Here is an 18150-nt window from a genome sequence, read left to right as displayed (position 1 = left end):
CAGCGTGCCAGACTGGTTATAAGGTGCAGCTTTACAGCAATGGCGGATACCCTGATGAGCGATTTACCTTTCTGGCAAAGTAAAACCCTGGATGAAATGACCGATGCCGAATGGGAGTCGCTCTGTGATGGCTGTGGTCAGTGCTGTCTGCATAAGCTGATGGACGAAGACACTGACGAAATCTATTTTACCAATGTCGCCTGCCGACAGTTAAACATCAAAACCTGCCAGTGTCGCAACTACGAACGCCGTTTCGAATACGAGCCTGACTGTATCAAACTCACGCGTGATAATTTGCCGACTTTTGAATGGCTGCCGATGACCTGTGCGTATCGTTTACTGGCGGAAGGGAAAGGGTTACCCGCGTGGCACCCGCTGCTGACGGGGTCAAAAGCGGCGATGCACGGCGAACGCATCTCGGTGCGCCATATTGCGGTAAAAGAGTCAGAAGTCCGCGACTGGCAGGACCATATTCTGAATAAACCTGAATGGGCGGACTGAGCCGCCCATGCTGAGAGCGGATGTTATGCGTTTTTCGCCTGATACATCTGCTCGCCTTCGTGATCTTCATCGACCCAGAAGTTGATGTTAAACTGAGCGTCATCGCTCAACTCGACCCGGTGCCAGTACTGCGGTGGGCTGGTGGCGAACTGGCCGGCGTTGATCACCACTTTCACTTCCGGTTCTTTTGCTTCTTCGTTAGCGAAACCGTAATAGGTGACCGTCCCTTCCATGACACACAATTGACCGAAAACGCCGGCGGCAGTGTTGTGGTGGGAGAGAAGCGCTGCGGGGACGTTATCTTTGGTGAAAAATGGGGTTGAACGTTTGATTTTCCAGTTTGCCGGGATGCGTAGATGTGACATAAGGACTCCCCCTGGTGGGCTTTATAAGATGTATTTAATATACATCTTATAAAGCGTCGCACGCAATGATTTTCCGGCAAAAAAAACGCCCCCGGGTGGGAGCGTTGCGGATTAACGACCAAACAGATCGCGTCTTTTCGGCTTAAACGGCTGCGCGATTAACACCAGAATCGCCACCACCAGATAAGCGGCAAAAATGCCCAACAACCACTGCGGCATTTCGAGGCTTAAAAATTCCCACTGACGTTCCGCACAGTCGCCAGAGGCAACAAACACTTGCGGCAACCATTTATCCAGCGGCAGCCAGCCCGGGAAGCGCGCCATAAAATCACAGGTCATGAAGGGGGAAGGATGTAACTGAATCATGGTGTGTTCCCATGCCAGTTGAACGCCGCGGATGGCGCTGTATATCCAAATCACCAGCGCGACATAGCGTAACGGCGTTTTCGGCGCGATGGCGCCGACTAACCCGGCGCCCATGATGCCAAACAGCGCACAGCGTTCGTAAATGCACAACACACACGGTTTAAGTAGCATGACATGCTGAAACCACAGCGCGACCAGTTCGAGCGCCAGGGCAGTCAATGCCATCAGTAACCATGCGCCCCGACCCCGTGAGCACTGGTTCAAAAATCGCAACATAGTTATTTCCCTGCAATATGCGTAGACACGGCAGTGTAAACCAATTCAATAACTGCGCCACCAGGAGAAAATGAAATATTGTGTAATTGGATAATTATCACGCAAAAAGGCAAACCGGGCAGTGAAATGCCCGGTAAGTTGTTATGGAAGTGTAGCTAAAAGGCCGATCCGGGTCATCCATTCGGTGTACGGGGCGAGAGTGAACTCCACGCACAGCAGACCCACCAGCGTCAGAACAACGGTATAAGGCAGCGCCATCCACACCATCCGACCATAAGAGAGGCGAATCAATGGCGCAAGGGCAGAAGTCAACAGGAACAGGAAGGCCGCCTGGCCATTTGGTGTGGCGACCGACGGCAGGTTGGTGCCAGTATTAATGGCCACCGCCAGCAGTTCAAACTGTTGCAGTGAGATCGCGCCGCTTTCCATCGCCGCTTTGGCTTCGTTGATGTAAATCGTGCCGACGAAGACGTTATCGGAGATCGAAGAGAGCAGCCCGTTAAACAGATAAAACAGCGTTAACTGGGCATGCTCCGACGCCTGCAGGACATACTGGATGATCGGCGTAAACAGATGCTGGTCAATGATCACGGCGACAATCGAGAAAAACACGGTCAGCAGGGCGGTAAAGGGCAGTGACTCGGTAAACGCTTTGCCGATGGCGTGCTCGTCAGTTACGCCGGTTAGCGAGGTCGCTAAAATAATGACCGACAGGCCAATCAGCCCCACTTCCGCCAGATGCAGCGCCAGGGCAACCACCAGCCAGACGCCGATAATCGCCTGCACCACCAGTTTCAGTCGGTCCTGACGGGTGCGCTGATGGCGGTTTTGATCGTCAAACTGCTGCAAGACTTCACGCACTTTTTCCGGCAGCGTTTCGCCATAACCAAACCAGCGCATTTTCTCTACCAATACGCAGGTCAGCAGGCCGCAAATCAGCACGGGGAGGGTGACAGGCGACATGCGCAGAAAGAAGTCGCCAAAGTGCCAGCCGGCGGCTTTTGCAATAATCAGGTTCTGCGGTTCGCCCACCATGGTCATCACGCCGCCAAGCGCGGTCCCAACGCCTGCGTGCATCATCAGGCTGCGTAAAAAGCCGCGGAACTGCTCCAGCACCGTTTTGTAATGCTGATCGATATGGCTGTCGTCCAGAATATCGTTATCTTCACCGCGCGCGGAGGCCACACGGTGATAAATACCGTAAAAGCCAACGGCAACGCTGATCACGACGGCAACCACGGTAAGCGCATCAAGGAAAGCCGAAAGAAAGGCGGCGGCAATGCAGAAGGCCAGCGATAGCATGGTTTTGGAGCGAATACTCAACAGTAAGCGGGTAAAAATAAACAGCAGTAACTGCTTCATAAAGTAGATGCCCGCCACCATAAACATCAGCAGCAGCAGGACTTCCAGATTGGCCGCGACTTCTTCGCGCACATGGGCGGCGCTGGTCATGCCGATCATCACCGCTTCAATCGCCAGCAGTCCGCCCGGCAGCAGCGGGTAGCATTTCAGGGCCATGGCCAGCGTGAAGATAAATTCCGCCACTAGCAACCATCCCGCTACGAAGGGGTTGATCATGAAAATCAGCGGGTTAACGATCAGAAATATCAGTAGAGCGAGTTTGTACCAGTCTGGCGACTGGCCTAAAAAGTTGCGCCAGAATGCGCGACCCCAGGAGATCTCCATGGCGGTTTCCCTTACCTAATTAAATGAAATGATGTTTTTATGTTTAGCCGCAAAGCTTAGCGGTCAGCGCTAAACCAGGCAAGTCCTTAACCTTATATACCGGCGCGGCGTTATCCGGAAAATGAAGCCTTGATCCCCTTTTTCTTTGTTGCCTGCGCTATCGGGGTTGTAACCCGTCTGGTATGATGAGTGTAACTATGTTTTGCTGTGTAATGGAAATCTCACTATGGTCATTAAGGCGCAGAGCCCGGCGGGTTTCGCGGAAGAGTACATCATTGAAAGTATCTGGAATAACCGCTTCCCCCCGGGCACTATTCTGCCTGCTGAACGTGAACTCTCCGAGCTGATCGGGGTGACGCGTACCACTTTGCGTGAAGTGCTTCAGCGTCTGGCGCGTGATGGTTGGTTGACCATTCAGCACGGCAAACCGACGAAGGTGAATAATTTCTGGGAAACGTCCGGGCTGAACATTCTTGAAACCCTGGCGCGTCTCGATCATGAAAGCGTTCCGCAACTGATTGATAATCTGCTGTCGGTGCGAACCAATATCTCAACGATCTTTATCCGCACCGCATTTCGTCAGCATCCTGACAAAGCTCAGGAAGTGCTGGCGACAGCGCAGGAAGTTGCCGACCACGCCGACGCCTTTGCGGAACTTGATTACAACATTTTCCGCGGCCTGGCGTTTGCCTCCGGCAACCCGATTTACGGCCTGATCCTCAACGGCATGAAAGGGCTGTACACCCGTATCGGGCGTCACTATTTCGCTAATCCGGAAGCGCGCAGCCTGGCGCTGGGGTTCTATCACAAGCTGTCGCAACTTTGCCTGCAAGGCGCGCACGATCAGGTGTATGAAACGGTACGCCGCTACGGTCACGACAGCGGCGAGATCTGGCACCGGATGCAGAAAAACCTGCCGGGCGATCTCGCGATTCAGGGGCGATAGGACATAAAAGAAAAACCTCTCTGCAGAGAGGTTTTTTGCGTTTATCCAACCCGGCGGTTTCCCCTGCGGGCGACAGGGCGATTACAAACTGTTCACCCTCGCCGGGCAGCGTTCCAGTAGCTCAACGCTGCCGTCTTCGTTCTGCTGTTCCAGCGTTACGTCAAATCCCCATAGCCGATGCACGTGCTTCAGCACCTCTTTACGACCCTTGTCCAGCGGCGCGCGGTTGTGCGGAATGTAGCGTAGCGTCAGAGAGCGATCGCCGCGCAGATCGACATTCCACACCTGGATATTTGGCTCAAGATTGCTCAGGTTATATTGTGACGACAGGCGATTGCGGATTTCACGGTAGCCTTCCTCGTTATGAATCGCAGAGATTTCCAGATAGTTATGCCGATCGTCGTCCAGCACCGTAAAGAAGCGGAAATCACGCATCACCTTCGGCGACAGGAACTGGCTAATGAAGCTTTCATCTTTAAAGTCGCGCATCGCGAAATGCAGCGTCTCCAGCCAGTCTGATCCCGCCATATCGGGGAACCAGTAGCGATCTTCTTCCGTTGGCGACTGACAGATGCGCTTGATGTCCTGGAACATCGCAAAGCCCAGCGCATAGGGATTAATGCCGCTGTACCACGGGCTGTTATAGGGCGGCTGGAACACCACGTTAGTGTGGCTGTGCAAAAATTCCAGCATAAAGCGCTCGGTGACTTTGCCTTCGTCGTAAAGATGATTCAGGATCGTATAGTGCCAGAAGGTGGCCCAGCCTTCGTTCATCACCTGGGTCTGCTTCTGCGGATAGAAATACTGGCTCACTTTGCGCACGATACGCAGGATCTCACGCTGCCAGGACTCCAACAGTGGCGCGTTCTTCTCCATAAAGTAGAGCAAGTTCTCCTGCGGCTCCGACGGATAACGTCGCGCCTCGGCCACCGTTTTTTCTTCCTCTTTCTTCGGCAGTGTACGCCACAGCATGTTTACCTGGCTTTGCAGATATTCTTCACGGCTTTTCTGACGGGCTTTCTCCTCCTGCAAAGAGATTTTTTGCGGACGCTTGTAGCGATCAACCCCGTAATTCATCAGCGCATGACAGGAGTCCAGCAATTTTTCCACCTCATCAACGCCGTAACGCTCTTCGCACTGAGTGATGTAATTGCGGGCAAAAATCAGGTAATCAACAATCGAGCTGGCGTCGGTCCAACTGCGGAACAGATAATTGTTTTTGAAGAAAGAGTTATGCCCGTAGCAGGCGTGAGCCATTACCAGCGCCTGCATGGTAATGGTGTTCTCTTCCATCAGATAAGCGATACACGGGTTCGAGTTAATGACGATCTCATAGGCCAGACCCTGCTGCCCGTGTTTATACAATCTTTCGGTTTCGATAAACTTTTTGCCAAATGACCAGTGCGGATAATTGATCGGCATCCCGACGCTGGAATAGGCGTCCATCATCTGCTCGGAGGTGATGACCTCAATCTGGTGCGGATAGGTGTCCAGTCTGTAGAGTTTTGCCACGCGGTCTATTTCTGCCAGGTAAACATCCAGCAGATCAAACGTCCAGTCGGGTCCATCGCTCAACCGTGTGGTGTCCTTGTTCATGGAATCAATCGTAGCCATTCGCGCACCCTCATTGTTGGCGGCGCTCTCTGTGTGGAGCACCTCATTTCAAGCATAGAACACCCTGTTAAAAACCGTGTTGGCGATGCGATCTTTTCTTCGCGATTTCTGCTGGTTATCCCGCCAGAAATTGCCATCGCTACGCTATTTTATGCTGGATAAAAATGCGGCATAGCAGGAGATGCCAAACAATCGCTATCACCCTGCAATCGGCTATCTGTGAGGCAGGTCACCATAAAAAAGCCATATGTTGAATAATATTTTCATCTGGGTTATCAAGATGTAATTAGAAGATTGTTCTTTTACTGTTAACGGAGTGGCTATGCGAGTTGTCATACTGGGAAGTGGCGTCGTTGGCGTGACCAGCGCCTGGTATTTATGTCAGGCCGGGCACGAGGTGACCGTCATCGATCGTGAACCCGGTCCGGCGCTGGAAACCAGTGCCGCGAACGCTGGACAGATTTCACCAGGCTATGCCGCCCCCTGGGCGGCGCCAGGCGTTCCTTTAAAGGCAATTAAATGGATGTTTCAGCGCCACGCGCCGCTGGCCGTGCGTCTGGACGGTTCGCCGTTTCAACTTAAATGGATGTGGCAAATGCTGCGGAACTGCGACACCCGCCACTACATGGAAAACAAAGGCCGCATGGTGCGTCTCGCGGAATACAGCCGCGACTGTCTGAAAGCGCTGCGTGCGTCAACCGGCATTCAGTACGAAGGACGTCAGGGCGGGACGCTACAACTCTTCCGCACCGAACAGCAGTATGAAAACGCCACCCGGGACATCGCGGTGCTGGAAGACGCGGGCGTGCCGTACCAGTTGCTGGAATCTGCCCGGCTGGCGGAAGTGGAACCGGCGCTGGCGGAAGTGGCGCATAAGCTGACCGGCGGGCTGCGGTTGCCGAACGACGAAACGGGCGACTGCCAGCTTTTTACCCAGCGACTGGCGCAAATGGCCGAACAGGCTGGCGTCACGTTCCGTTTCAACACGACGGTGGACAAGCTGCTCTGTGAAGGCGAGCGTATCTATGGCGTGAAGTGCGGCGACGAAATCATCAAAGCCGATGCGTATGTGATGGCCTTTGGCTCCTATTCCACGGCGATGCTGAAAGGCATTGTCGATATTCCGGTGTATCCGCTGAAAGGCTATTCGCTGACGATCCCTGTGGCGGAAGAGGACGGCGCGCCTGTTTCGACTATTCTTGATGAAACCTACAAAATCGCCATTACCCGTTTCGATCAGCGCATTCGTGTCGGGGGCATGGCGGAAATCGTCGGCTTTAATACCGAACTGCTCCAGCCGCGTCGGGAAACGCTGGAGATGGTGGTGCGCGATCTCTACCCGCGCGGTGGACGCATTGAACAGGCCACATTCTGGACCGGGCTGCGCCCAATGACGCCGGATGGTACGCCGGTCGTGGGGCGAACCCGCTTTAAAAATCTGCTGCTGAATACCGGACACGGGACGCTGGGGTGGACCATGGCCTGCGGCTCCGGACAGCTCCTGAGCGATATCCTCTCTGGCCGCACGCCCGCGATCCCGTATGAGGATTTGAGCGTGGCGCGTTACAGCCCGGGGTATACGCCATCCCGGCCACAGCAACTTCATGGCGCACATCACTGATAAGGATGCGAAATGACCCGCCCTATACTGGCCAGCCTTGACCTGCAGGCGATGAAGCAGAATTTGAGTATTGTCCGTCAGGCTGCACCGGACGCCCGCGTCTGGTCAGTGGTTAAAGCCAACGCCTACGGACATGGCATTGAACGTATCTGGAATGCGTTAGGCGGCACCGATGGGTTTGCGCTGCTCAATTTAGAAGAAGCGATAACCCTGCGAGAGCGCGGCTGGAAAGGACCGATCCTGATGCTGGAAGGCTTCTTTCATGCAGACGATCTGACCGTATACGATACCTGGAGGCTGACAACGTGCGTACACAGCAACTGGCAGTTGAAGGCAATCCAGAACGCGAAACTCAACGCGCCGCTGGACGTGTACGTGAAAGTGAATACCGGGATGAACCGTCTTGGTTTTCTACCGGAACGGTTGCAGACAGTCTGGCAACAACTGCGGGCCATGCCGAACGTCGGCGAGATGACGCTGATGTCGCATTTTGCCGATGCTGAACACCCTGACGGCATCAATGAGGCGATGGCGCGGATTGCGCAGGCGACGGAAGGGCTGGAATGCCGCCGTTCGCTGGCGAATTCTGCGGCAACCTTGTGGCATCCGGAAGCCCACGGCGACTGGGTGCGACCGGGGATTATTCTGTACGGAGCGTCGCCTTCCGGCCAGTGGCGTGATATCGCCAATACCGGGCTGAAACCCGTCATGTCCCTTTGCAGCGAAATCATCGGCGTGCAGACGTTGAAAGCCGGCGACCGGGTTGGTTACGGCGGGCGTTTCACAGCCCAGCACGAACAGCGGATCGGTATTGTCGCGGTGGGGTATGCCGACGGCTATCCGCGCCACGCCCCAACGGGAACGCCGGTTCTGGTTGACGGTGTGCGCACGATGACGGTGGGTACGGTCTCTATGGATATGCTGGCGGTGGATTTAACACCCTGTCCGCAGGCGGGGATTGGCACGCCGGTTGAGCTTTGGGGCAAAGAGATTAAGATTGACGACGTCGCCGCTGCCGCCGGCACCGTCGGTTATGAGCTCATGTGCGCTCTGGCGCTGCGCGTGCCGGTTGTGACGGTGTAACTTATTGAACGATGCCGGGCGACGGCTACGCGTGTCCGGCATCGCCATCGTTATTCTTCGTCTTCTTCTCCCGCCACGCGCACCCCGACTTTGCGCACTGCGTTATCTTCTTTTTCGGCGACCGTCCAGATCATGCCGGCAAATTCAACCTGGTCGCCCACGACTGGCGCGGCGCCGAGCAACTGCTGGACAATTTCACCCAGCGTCTGCTGTTTGTCGCGATACTCGGTTCCGTCTTCCAGCCCGTAAATCAGCGCCACATCGGCGAATTTCGCGCTCGCTTCCAGAATGAAATCACCGAAGAAACGCTGGTCCAGCGCCACCGGCGGTGACTGGCTGAACAGTTTGCCCAGCGCAGGCAAATCGCGTTCGCGTCCTATCACGCAGAGCACATCGCCTTCCTGTAAACGGGTGCTGCCGGTTGGGTGAAACAGCTCATTGTTGCGGAACAGCGCTGCAATGCGCGTCTCCTGCGGCATATGCAGATCGCGAAGGGCCGCGCCCACACACCATTTGTCGGCGCTGAGCTGGTAGACAAACTGCTCCCAGGGGTTTTCCGGATGAATATCCAGCCCCACCCGGGAAACCGGCCAACCCACGGGCGGCACCACGACCTTCGCTTTTTTCGCCGCCCACGAGAGCGAGGTGCCCTGAAACAACAACGAGATCAGCACCACGAAGAAGGCGACGTTGAAAAACAGGCGCGCGTTGTCCAGACCAGCCATCATCGGAAACACCGCAAGAATGATGGGAACCGCGCCGCGCAGTCCAACCCAACTGATGAATACCCGCTCGCGCAGGTTAAAGCCGCGGAACGGCAGTAACCCGGCAAAAACCGAAATGGGACGGGCAAAGAAAATCATCCACGCCGACAGCATCAGCGCCGGGACGGCTATGGGCAGCAGGTCAGACGGCGTAACGAGCAGTCCCAGTACGAGGAACATGGCAATTTGCGCCAGCCAGGCCAGCCCATCGAAGTTTTGCAGTATCGCGTAACGGTTGCGGATCGGGCGGTTGCCCAGCAAAAAGCCGCACAGGTATACCGCCAGTATCCCGCTGCCGTCCAGCGCGGTGGTTAAGGCGAAAATCAGGATCCCGCCGCTCAGGGCCAGCAGCGGATACAGACCGCCGGGCAGGGAAATGCGGTTGATCATCTGTTGAAGCAGGTAGCCGCCGCCTAAGCCAAGCGCGATCCCGAGACCAAACTGCTGAATGATATGGACCGCGAACATCCAGCTCAGGCCGGTCTCATGCTGCTGGATCATCTCAATCAGGGTAATGGTGAGGAATACCGCCATCGGATCGTTACTGCCGGATTCGATTTCCAGCGTTGAGCCCACGCGTTCGTTCAGCCCCTTGCCGCCGAGCAGCGAAAAAACCGCTGCGGCGTCGGTAGAGCCGACAATCGCGCCAATCAGCAAGCCTTCGATCAGGTCCAGCTTAAACAGCCACGCCGCCATCATGCCGGTCAAGCCAGAGGTGATCAGCACGCCGACGGTCGCCAGCGACAGCGCCGGACCCAGCGCGACGCGAAAGGAACTGGCCTGCGTACGCATCCCGCCATCCAGCAGGATAATCGCCAGCGCCAGGTTACTGACCATATATGCAAACGGATAGTTGTCGAACGGTATACCGCCCACGCCATCAACGCCTGCCAGCATGCCGATGGCGAGGAAAATAACCAGAATGGGGATACCGAGACGTGACGAAAATGAACTGAGTAAGATACTGCTGGTGACGAGGACGGACCCCAGGATAAAAAGACTGATTATTGCAGTGGCGTCCAACGGTCGTATTCTCCTCAATTATGCTTTTTTATTCATTAAGCCTAACATATTAACGACCGTTCCCGCGGATTAGTTAGCCCTCGCCAGCGCTTTTTTTAAGATTTCAACACCGGATGACCGGACAGCGTAAGCTGAGCGCCATTGGCGTCATTACGCAAAACCGCATGCGCACCCAGCGGCAGCGTCACGGTGCGTTGTTCGTGGCCAAAATCAAGCCCGGTGATGAGCGGAATAGCGAGGCGTTCGCGTAAGAATGCATAGACGGCGTTGAGATCGTATCCCGCGTCATACTCATTTGGCGCGCTACCGCTAAAGCTACCCAGCACAATGGCGTTCTGACGGTTGAGGATGCCCGCGTCAAAAAGTTGCAGTAGCATACGCTCAACGCGGAAGGGGTGCTCGTTGATATCTTCCAGCACCAGAATACCGTTTTCAATTTTCGGCATCCACGGCGTGCCGATGAGGGAAATCAGCATCGCCAGGTTACCGCCCCAGAGAGTGCCTTCGGTATGGCACGCCGGGCCTTCGCTGCGCCACGCCACTGAATACACCGCGTTACGTAGCGCCCGCCAGAAATGATCTTCCGTAAAACGGTCCAGCTCCGGCGCGCCAAAATTGCCTGCCAGCATCGGACCGCTAAAGGTAATGACCTTACCCAACGCCAGCAAACCGCACTGGATCGCCGTAAAATCGCTGTGTCCGCATATGAGCAGCGGATCCTGCTGCTGACGCGCGGCCAGTGCCTGCCAGTCGATATGCGCCAGCAGACGGCTCGCGCCGTACCCGCCGCGCACCGGCATGACGATAGTACCGGGCATCGTCAGGTTAACCAGTTCAGTGATATCCGCCAGGCGCTCCGCTTCGGTACCGGCAAAACGCTGATAACGTCGTCCAACCACGGCGGTATTTTCTACCTGGTGACCAGCCTGTTCCAGACGTTGAATACCCAGTGAAGCCGCTTGCTGATTAATGCAATAGCCCGAAGGGGCAATTAAGTGAAACCGGGACATGGCAATTCCTTGCTACAACAGAAACCTAATGTATATCATGCCGCCTATAGTAGAACGTTTTGCCGGATAACGCCTGGCTTATCCGGCCTGCATTGTTGTATTGACGCCGAATAAACGCCCGATGCGTCGGCCATAAGGACAGATGACGTGAAATTGAGATGGTTTGCTTTTTTGATTGTGCTGCTTGCTGGCTGTAGTTCAAAACCCGATTATCAAAATCCGCCGTGGAACCCGGAAGTGCCGGTAAAACGGGCAATGCAGTGGATGCCGATCAGTGAGAAAGCCGGCGCAGCCTGGGGTGTCAGCCCGAAGCTGATTACCGCGATTATCGCCATTGAATCCGGCGGCAACCCCAGTGTGGTAAGCAAATCCAACGCCGTCGGGCTAATGCAGCTTAAGGCGTCCACCTCCGGGCGCGATGTGTACCGCCGTATGGGCTGGAGCGGCGAGCCTTCCACCAGCGAACTGAAAAACCCGGAGCGTAACATTTCGATGGGCGCCGCTTACCTGAGCATTCTGGAAAACGGTCCGCTCGCAGGCATCGAGGACCCGCAGGTGATGCAGTACGCGCTGGTGGTTTCGTATGCGAACGGCGCGGGTGCGCTGCTGCGTACCTTCTCCTCCGACCGTAAAAAGGCGATCGAAAAAATTAACGATCTGGATGCGGACGAATTTTTTGAGCATGTCGTCGATAACCATCCCGCGCCGCAGGCGCCGCGCTATATCTGGAAGCTACAACGCGCGTTGGACGCGATGTAATTATGTGCCCAGGTTGCGGGATTTCGACGGGTTATCGGCAGAACCTGAGACAACCCTTATCTATACCACAAGGAATAATTGCACTGCCCGGTTCGGCGTGGATCAGCGACTTGCCTATACTTAGCGTACGGGCGCAAGAAGGTGTTGCGTGTGGTTTCACTGAACAGAGGGCCTCAACATGGGGATCATTGCCTGGATTGTTTTCGGTCTGATTGCCGGTGTTATTGCCAAACTGCTGATGCCGGGGCGCGACGGCGGCGGGTTTATTCTCACCTGCATACTCGGTATTGTGGGGGCGGTAGTGGGGGGCTGGCTGGCGACCATGTTCGGCATTGGCGGCAGCATCAGCGGTTTTAATCTGCACAGTTTCCTCGTCGCGGTGGTGGGCGCCGTTGTGGTGCTGGGTGTTTTCCGGCTTGTACGGCGCGACTAACCTTCGGCACAACGGCTCCTGCGGGAGCCGTTGTTTTATGCGAAAAAATATACCGTAGAAAGGGTGTTGTTGATTTGCAAATAAAAATGAGAATAATTGCTATTCCTATTTCATATTATAACGATTCTCATGATGATAACCCCTTCACGCTTTCGCTTGCGCGCGCTCTCTGGCTGTATCTCACTGGCTCTGACCACTTCCTGTTATGCCGCAGAGGCAGACGAAGCCACTATCGTGGTGTCCGCGTCGGGGCAGGAGAGCTTGCTGCCTGCCTGGACCAACAGCGCGACCAAATCCGCAGCGCCTGAAAGTAAGATGCCGCAGGTGATTAATACTCTCGATAAAAAAGAAATCACGCTGCGCCATGCAACGTCGGTTAACGAGATATTGCGCTACGCACCGGGCGTGTCAACGGAAATGCGCGGCAATACGACCTACATGAGCGAGTACAAAATCCGCGGTTTCACCGTCGATCAAGAGTACTACAACGGCTTACAGTTGCCGTATAACGTCACGGGCAACACTAAAGCGCGCATCGATCCGCTGCTCATTGAACATGTCGATATTCTCAAAGGCCCCGCGTCGGTGCTGTACGGCAACGGCTCGCCGGGTGGGCTGGTGAATATTCAGGGCAAGACGCCGCAGGCGGAGCAGAAAACGGAGTTGGGTGTTATGACCGGTACGCGCAACCTGAAAGAAGGGTATCTGGACGCAACGGGAAACATCCGTGACAGCGACTGGAATTATCGCCTGCTCGGGAAAGCGACGGAAGGGAACGATCAGCCATATACCACGCGCTATGAAGATTACCTGCTTGCACCCTCCGTGAGCTGGCAGCCGGACGGCAGAACGCGTCTGACGATGGATGCGCTGGTACAAAATACGCCGTCGCTGTCGCCGTCGAATCCATTGCCCATCGCATATCTGCGCTCCGGTTATGCCGACCGTCGGGATTTTGCAGGCGATAAGTGGAGCGGCTTCAAACAACGTCAGTGGATGCTGGGCTACCATCTCGAACATGCGTTCGAGAGCGGCTGGGGATTCAGCCAGAAAGCGCGGTATTTTGACGTCGATACCCACCAGCGCAGCGTCTATGCCACCGGCAATGGCGTCAACCCGGTCTGGATGCTCGATCGCTTTGCCTACACCACTGATGAAGATCTTAAGAGCGTTAACATTGATAACCAGTTAACCAAAACGGTGCTGTTGGGCGGCTGGCAGCATCACCTGCTGGCCGGTTTCGACTACCAGAAACTCGACAGCCATTATTTCTATCGTTATGCCAGCGCCACGCCGGGCATTGACATGCGCCATCCGGATTTCCACCAGATTCATACTGACGATCTCGGCCTGTACACCGCGCAAAAAAATCGTCTTTCTTACCAACAAAATGGTTACTATCTCCAGGACCAGATCGTCTTTGGCGGCGTAAACCTGCTGGCCAGTATCCGCTACGATGACTATCGCTCGACGACCACTGACGCGCTGCAGAACGGCGAGAAAACGTGGATCTCCCAGGATCGGGTGACCAAACGTATTGGCGCGCTGTACGCTTTTGCTAACGGACTATCCCCGTTTATCAGCTATTCTGAAGGCTTCAGGCCGATTTCGCCGCAGGGCTCGCTGACGACCAAAGACGTGAAGCCGACCACCAGCAAACAGGTGGAGGGCGGGGTGAAGTATCTGCTGGCTGACTATGCCACCACTTTTACCGCTTCGGTATTCACTATTCGTCAGAAAAATGTCCTTTCAGCGACGCCAACGTGGGATTACCGCCAGACTGGCGAAATTGAGTCAAAAGGCGCTGAGCTGTCCCTCATCAGTCGTCCTGCTGACAACGTCACGCTGATCGCCAACTACGCCTACACCCATGCGATTAATACGAAAGATGAAAGCTACGAAGGAAAACGGCCCACTCAGGTACCGGAAAACGCCTTTACGCTGTGGGGCGATTACACCTTCGATAGCACTGCGCTACGCGGGCTCACGCTGGGCGCTGGCGCGCGCTACACCGGACCGATGGAGATTTCGCCGGATAACACAGCCGGGAAGCTGGGCGGCACGACGCTGTACGATCTGGCAATGTCTTACCGCCTGGGCGAAGCGCTACCTTCGCTCAGCGGCGTGACGCTAAAGGCCAGCGCGCAGAATGTCACCAATAAAGAGACCTTCAGTTGCTACGACAGCACCAACTGTTGGCTCGGGCGCGACCGGACTGTTCAGGTTGGCGCCAGCTACAGTTTCTGACAGAGATCTGCGCACCGGCCTGGCGCCCCAGGCCGGTTAGCGCCATGATTACGGCGTGGCTTGTGTTTGCGCGTTTTCAGCGCTTGTCGGCTGAACGGGCAGGCCGGGTGGAGGGGACGCTGTCGCAGGGTTTTTCCTGCGGACAGATCAGGTCGAGCATTTTCAGCGTGACGCCGTTTGTCCAGCCAAACCCATCCTGCAGCGGATATTCACCGCCGCCACCGCCGGTGCCAGTGCTGCTGACATCATACTTCTCTACCAGCTTCTGTTCCCGATCGTAGGTGTGCTGAACGTTAGTCAGGAAACGCCAGGTCACCTCCATCGCCACTTTTTCCTGCCCGTAGTTCTGCAATCCTTCGGTGGCGACCCACTGGAGCGGCGCCCAGCCGTTTGGCGCATCCCATTGCTGACCGCTTTTCACCGACGTAGTGGCAAGGCCGCCAGGCTGGAGCAGGTGCGCCTGGGTAGCGACGGCCATTTTGTGGGCGCGATCTTTCGCGGCGGCATTGACGTACAGCGGGAACAGCGCGGCGGCGGTAAGCGGATTACGTACCTGTTTGCTCTTAAGATCGTAGTCGGCGTACCAGCCCTCTTTGTCGTTCCACAGGTAATGTTCGATGGCTTTCTGACGTTCGTTCGCTAACCGATCATAATGACTGGCCTGTGCGTCGTCGCCTGCTGCTTTGCTGGCGCGGGCGAGGATTTTTTCCATCTTGTAAAGCAGGGAGTTGAGATCCACGGGCACAATGCTGGTGGTCCGAATCGTACCGAGTTGCTGCGGATCATCCATCCAGCGCGAGCTGAAATCCCAGCCAGAGGCCGCAGCCGAACGCAGATCGCGGTAGATTTCCGTGGCCGGACGATTGGGGTTGCTTTTCGCGGTGGCGATATCCTCCACCCAGGATTCGGGGCGCGGCGTATCCCGTTCGTCCCAGTAGCGATTGAGTACGGCACCGTCATCCAGTTTCACCACCCGCTTATGCTGTTGGCCTGGCTGTAACGTGTCGACGCCTTCCATCCAGTAGCTGTACTCTTTTTGTAACTGCGGCAAATATTTTTTCAGCGTGTCATCGCCTTCATGCTGTGCCAGTAATTCGACCATCAAAGAAAAGAAGGGCGGTTGTGAGCGGCTCAGATAATAGGTGCGGTTACCGTTCGGGATATGCCCGAAGGCGTCAATTTCCCAGGCGAAGTTCGCCACCATATCGGCAATTTTGTCCCAGTGACCGCTTTCGGCCAGCCCCAGCATGGTGAAATAGCTGTCCCAGTAGTAGATCTCGCGAAAGCGCCCGCCGGGCACTACATAGGGTTCAGGCAGCGGCAGCAGGGAGTCCCATTTACCCGCGCTTTCGGTTGAACGGGTCAGTACCGGCCACAGTCCGTCAATATGTTCGCGCAGCGACTGCCCCGCTGGCGGGACATATTTTTCCCCTTCTTTCGGTAAGGTGAAGTTGACGTTGACGAAGTGGCGCAGGTCAAAGCTGGACTGGTTTTTCTGCATCCGATAGTCCGCAAGGATGGTCAGCGGATCGTTATTCGGTACGGCGTCAGCAAAGGTTTTCTGATCGGGAAACAATTTTGCGTTTTGCACATCATTAAACAGGGGACCGAGCAAAATGTCGGGCGGCTGCGGCGGGTTGGTCATCGATTCTTCTGCATTGGCCGACAATGAGGCAAAGGTGAGAAGGGTGCCGGTCAGCGCCAGTTTAATGGCCCAGGATAGCGCGCCTGTATGGCGAACAGCAGGGGTAAGCATTGAATAATCTCCTTAGTGCGTACCGGATTACGGCATTTATCATGAGAAAATCGTAGTTCAGGATCGCCTGCTGCGCGTCGTTGAAGCCGCATTTTGCGAAGCTACAGACATTTTTGTTATCCGGGTATGACGTAATGGCGGGAAATATATTCACCAAAATAATAACAATAGCCGAAGCGCACGCAGGTTATGAAGAGCGATCACAAAAGATAAAAAACATAAGAAATGAATCAAAAAACATAATAGACCGAAAAAAGCATCTGTGAAGAAATGCACGCACCGGGATGTTGTGTGCTGCTTTTATTATTTTATTAAGGATAAATTATGTCTGAAGTGGAACAATTACCCATAAAAGAAAAAATAGGTTATAGCCTGGGCGACGCCGCAAGCCATATTGTCTTTGACTCTTCCGTTGCCATTCTGGCCTATTTTTATACCGATATTTATGGCCTAGCGCCCGCCGTAATGGGGACCATGTTTTTGCTGGTCCGTCTGCTGGACGCCATTACCGATCCGGTGATGGGCGCAATTGCCGATGCGACCGCGACGCGCTGGGGCCGCTTTCGTCCGTGGCTGCTGGCAATCTGTATCCCTTTTGCCGTGAGCTGCGTACTGGTCTATTCCACGCCAGATTTTAGCGACAGCGGTAAAATAGCCTATGCCGTCGCGGCTTATATATTTATGACATTAATGTATACCGCCATTAATATTCCTTACTGCTCGTTAGGCGCGGCATTAACCGCCGATCCCAATGAGAATTTATCGCTGCAATCCTGGCGGTTCGCCATTACGCCGATTGGCGGCGCGTTAGGCACCGCCTTTATTCTGCCGGTGGCGGATTACCTCTCGCCGGGCGACAGAGCGAGCGGTATTCAACTGGCGATGGCGCTGTTTGGCGCGATTGGCTGCGTTATGTTTTTGATCTGCTTCCTGACCACCAAAGAACGCGTTCAGCCGATTAAAGAGGAGAATATGAACATCGCCCGCGATGTGAAAATCCTTTTTCAAAACGAGCAGTGGCGTATTTTGTCGGTCTATAACTTTATGATGCTGGTGGCGGTAGTGATCCGCGGCGGCGCAGTGGTGTATTACGTTAACACGGTGCTGAACAAAGGTGCGGATGTGATCACCTGGTTTATGCTTGGCGGGATGTTTGCATCAATGCTCGGTTCGGTGCTGGCGAAACCGTTTGGCACCCGCTTTTGCAAAATTAAGCTCTCTTTCTGGATCAATATTCTCAACGCCGCGCTCGGCGTAGCCTGTTATTTCCTGCCGGTAGCATGGTGGATTGTCCCGCTGCTGGCGCATCTGGCGATCCAGATTATTCAGGGCGGCAATGGCGCGATTCAATGGTCGATGATCACTGATGCTAATAATTACGGTGAATGGAAAACCCGTCGGCGAATCACCGGAATGAACGTCGCGGCGAACATTTTTGTCATCAAACTTGGCGTTGCGGTTGGTGGTGCGATTATCGGTTGGGTACTGGCGTTTTACGGTTACGCCACCAACAGCGACACCCAGCCGGACGGCGCCGTGGATGGCGTGATAATGCTGTTTACGCTACTGCCCGCGCTGTTTTATTTACTCACCGCGGTGTCGATTAAGTTTTACCAGCTCACTGCCGACAAAATGCATGCTGTGGTTCAGGATCTGCAAAAAGGTCAGTTTGCGGGCTAACGGTAGGGTAAGCGTGTATC

Annotated in this window: 14 protein-coding genes and 2 pseudogenes; 9 read left to right on the top strand and 7 right to left on the bottom strand. The window is 55.0% G+C overall.

Translation table 11 applies throughout. The features are described 5' to 3' along the window. The first annotated feature begins 54 nt into the window (after positions 1 to 54). Positions 55 to 501, top strand: coding sequence for a cysteine cluster protein YcgN (gene ycgN, locus OGY07_RS21960; protein ID WP_060569797.1), 447 nt, complete (start codon positions 55 to 57; stop codon positions 499 to 501). 23 nt (positions 502 to 524) lie between these two features. Here the strand turns inward: ycgN and OGY07_RS21955 are convergent, their stop codons facing one another. From OGY07_RS21955 to nhaB, 3 genes are all read right to left on the bottom strand, one after another. Continuing rightward, complete coding sequence (locus OGY07_RS21955) at positions 525 to 866, bottom strand: TehB family protein (protein ID WP_042287700.1); 342 nt, start codon at positions 864 to 866, stop codon at positions 525 to 527. 111 nt (positions 867 to 977) lie between these two features. After that, on the bottom strand, positions 978 to 1508 hold the full coding sequence (gene dsbB, locus OGY07_RS21950; protein WP_042287698.1) for a disulfide bond formation protein DsbB: 531 nt from the start codon (positions 1506 to 1508) through the stop codon (positions 978 to 980). 141 nt (positions 1509 to 1649) lie between these two features. After that, positions 1650 to 3194 (bottom strand): Na(+)/H(+) antiporter NhaB, encoded by a 1545-nt coding sequence (gene nhaB / locus OGY07_RS21945; RefSeq protein WP_042287696.1) that lies wholly within the window; start codon positions 3192 to 3194, stop codon positions 1650 to 1652. 226 nt (positions 3195 to 3420) lie between these two features. Here nhaB and fadR point away from each other — a divergent pair, with 226 nt between their 5' ends. Beyond that, on the top strand, positions 3421 to 4140 hold the full coding sequence (fadR, locus tag OGY07_RS21940; protein WP_042287694.1) for a fatty acid metabolism transcriptional regulator FadR: 720 nt from the start codon (positions 3421 to 3423) through the stop codon (positions 4138 to 4140). Positions 4141 to 4221: 81 nt separating this feature from the next. On the opposite strand, the gene OGY07_RS21935 is transcribed toward fadR, so the two are convergent. Next, positions 4222 to 5754 carry a SpoVR family protein gene (locus tag OGY07_RS21935; RefSeq protein ID WP_042287691.1) on the bottom strand — a complete coding sequence of 511 codons (1533 nt, stop codon included), beginning with the start codon at positions 5752 to 5754 and terminating at the stop codon, positions 4222 to 4224. Positions 5755 to 6076: 322 nt separating this feature from the next. Between OGY07_RS21935 and OGY07_RS21930 the strand changes: the two genes are divergently transcribed. From OGY07_RS21930 to OGY07_RS23535, 3 genes and pseudogenes are all read left to right on the top strand, one after another. Continuing rightward, positions 6077 to 7375 carry a D-amino acid dehydrogenase gene (locus OGY07_RS21930; protein WP_286603148.1) on the top strand — a complete coding sequence of 433 codons (1299 nt, stop codon included), beginning with the start codon at positions 6077 to 6079 and terminating at the stop codon, positions 7373 to 7375. 12 nt (positions 7376 to 7387) lie between these two features. Then, positions 7388 to 8458 carry a catabolic alanine racemase DadX gene (gene dadX / locus OGY07_RS21925; protein WP_286603146.1) on the top strand — a complete coding sequence of 357 codons (1071 nt, stop codon included), beginning with the start codon at positions 7388 to 7390 and terminating at the stop codon, positions 8456 to 8458. A gap of 11 nt (positions 8459 to 8469) precedes the next feature. Continuing rightward, positions 8470 to 8574, top strand: a pseudogene (locus tag OGY07_RS23535) (hypothetical protein); the annotation flags it as partial. Here OGY07_RS23535 and OGY07_RS21920 read toward each other — a convergent pair. Together OGY07_RS21920 and ldcA are read right to left on the bottom strand one after the other, a co-directional pair. Continuing rightward, a pseudogene (locus OGY07_RS21920) lies at positions 8527 to 10245 on the bottom strand (potassium/proton antiporter); the annotation flags it as partial. The pseudogenes OGY07_RS23535 and OGY07_RS21920 overlap by 48 nt on opposite strands. 95 nt (positions 10246 to 10340) lie before the next feature. Then, on the bottom strand, positions 10341 to 11255 hold the full coding sequence (gene ldcA / locus OGY07_RS21915) for a muramoyltetrapeptide carboxypeptidase (protein WP_042287682.1): 915 nt from the start codon (positions 11253 to 11255) through the stop codon (positions 10341 to 10343). 147 nt (positions 11256 to 11402) lie between these two features. Between ldcA and emtA the strand changes: the two genes are divergently transcribed. From emtA to OGY07_RS21900, 3 genes are all read left to right on the top strand, one after another. Beyond that, positions 11403 to 12014 (top strand): membrane-bound lytic murein transglycosylase EmtA, encoded by a 612-nt coding sequence (gene emtA / locus OGY07_RS21910; protein WP_286603143.1) that lies wholly within the window; start codon positions 11403 to 11405, stop codon positions 12012 to 12014. A 178-nt stretch (positions 12015 to 12192) separates the two neighbouring features. Beyond that, positions 12193 to 12447, top strand: a complete 255-nt coding sequence (locus OGY07_RS21905; protein ID WP_042287677.1) for a GlsB/YeaQ/YmgE family stress response membrane protein — start codon at positions 12193 to 12195, stop codon at positions 12445 to 12447. Positions 12448 to 12582: 135 nt separating this feature from the next. Further along, a complete protein-coding gene (locus OGY07_RS21900) occupies positions 12583 to 14694 on the top strand; it encodes a TonB-dependent siderophore receptor (RefSeq protein WP_286603431.1) in 2112 nt (703 codons plus the stop codon). A 76-nt stretch (positions 14695 to 14770) separates the two neighbouring features. On the opposite strand, the gene OGY07_RS21895 is transcribed toward OGY07_RS21900, so the two are convergent. Beyond that, the gene (locus tag OGY07_RS21895) at positions 14771 to 16450 is read right to left on the bottom strand and encodes an alpha,alpha-trehalase (RefSeq protein WP_286603141.1); all 1680 of its coding nucleotides are present in this window, start codon (positions 16448 to 16450) and stop codon (positions 14771 to 14773) included. Positions 16451 to 16774: 324 nt separating this feature from the next. On the opposite strand from OGY07_RS21895, the gene OGY07_RS21890 reads away from it, so the two are divergent. Then, a complete protein-coding gene (locus tag OGY07_RS21890; RefSeq protein WP_286603139.1) occupies positions 16775 to 18130 on the top strand; it encodes a glycoside-pentoside-hexuronide (GPH):cation symporter in 1356 nt (451 codons plus the stop codon). Positions 18131 to 18150 lie beyond the last annotated feature (20 nt).

The organism is Citrobacter sp. Cs237 (genome assembly GCF_030332325.1).
GTDB lineage: Bacteria > Pseudomonadota > Gammaproteobacteria > Enterobacterales > Enterobacteriaceae > Citrobacter_A > Citrobacter_A sedlakii.
Note: the sequence above shows the minus strand (reverse complement) of the source record. Positions and strands in the feature narration are given on the sequence as shown.

What these genes read in the sequence shown, in the direction of transcription:
- OGY07_RS21890 (WP_286603139.1), top strand. Translation starts at nt 16,775, where the DNA reads ATGTCTGAAGTGGAACAATTACCCATAAAAGAAAAAATAGGTTATAGC.
- dsbB (WP_042287698.1), bottom strand. Translation starts at nt 1,508, where the DNA reads ATGTTGCGATTTTTGAACCAGTGCTCACGGGGTCGGGGCGCATGGTTA.
- OGY07_RS21930 (WP_286603148.1), top strand. Translation starts at nt 6,077, where the DNA reads ATGCGAGTTGTCATACTGGGAAGTGGCGTCGTTGGCGTGACCAGCGCC.
- ldcA (WP_042287682.1), bottom strand. Translation starts at nt 11,255, where the DNA reads ATGTCCCGGTTTCACTTAATTGCCCCTTCGGGCTATTGCATTAATCAG.
- nhaB (WP_042287696.1), bottom strand. Translation starts at nt 3,194, where the DNA reads ATGGAGATCTCCTGGGGTCGCGCATTCTGGCGCAACTTTTTAGGCCAG.
- ycgN (WP_060569797.1), top strand. Translation starts at nt 55, where the DNA reads ATGAGCGATTTACCTTTCTGGCAAAGTAAAACCCTGGATGAAATGACC.
- OGY07_RS21955 (WP_042287700.1), bottom strand. Translation starts at nt 866, where the DNA reads ATGTCACATCTACGCATCCCGGCAAACTGGAAAATCAAACGTTCAACC.
- OGY07_RS21905 (WP_042287677.1), top strand. Translation starts at nt 12,193, where the DNA reads ATGGGGATCATTGCCTGGATTGTTTTCGGTCTGATTGCCGGTGTTATT.
- OGY07_RS21935 (WP_042287691.1), bottom strand. Translation starts at nt 5,754, where the DNA reads ATGGCTACGATTGATTCCATGAACAAGGACACCACACGGTTGAGCGAT.
- dadX (WP_286603146.1), top strand. Translation starts at nt 7,388, where the DNA reads ATGACCCGCCCTATACTGGCCAGCCTTGACCTGCAGGCGATGAAGCAG.
- OGY07_RS21895 (WP_286603141.1), bottom strand. Translation starts at nt 16,450, where the DNA reads ATGCTTACCCCTGCTGTTCGCCATACAGGCGCGCTATCCTGGGCCATT.
- fadR (WP_042287694.1), top strand. Translation starts at nt 3,421, where the DNA reads ATGGTCATTAAGGCGCAGAGCCCGGCGGGTTTCGCGGAAGAGTACATC.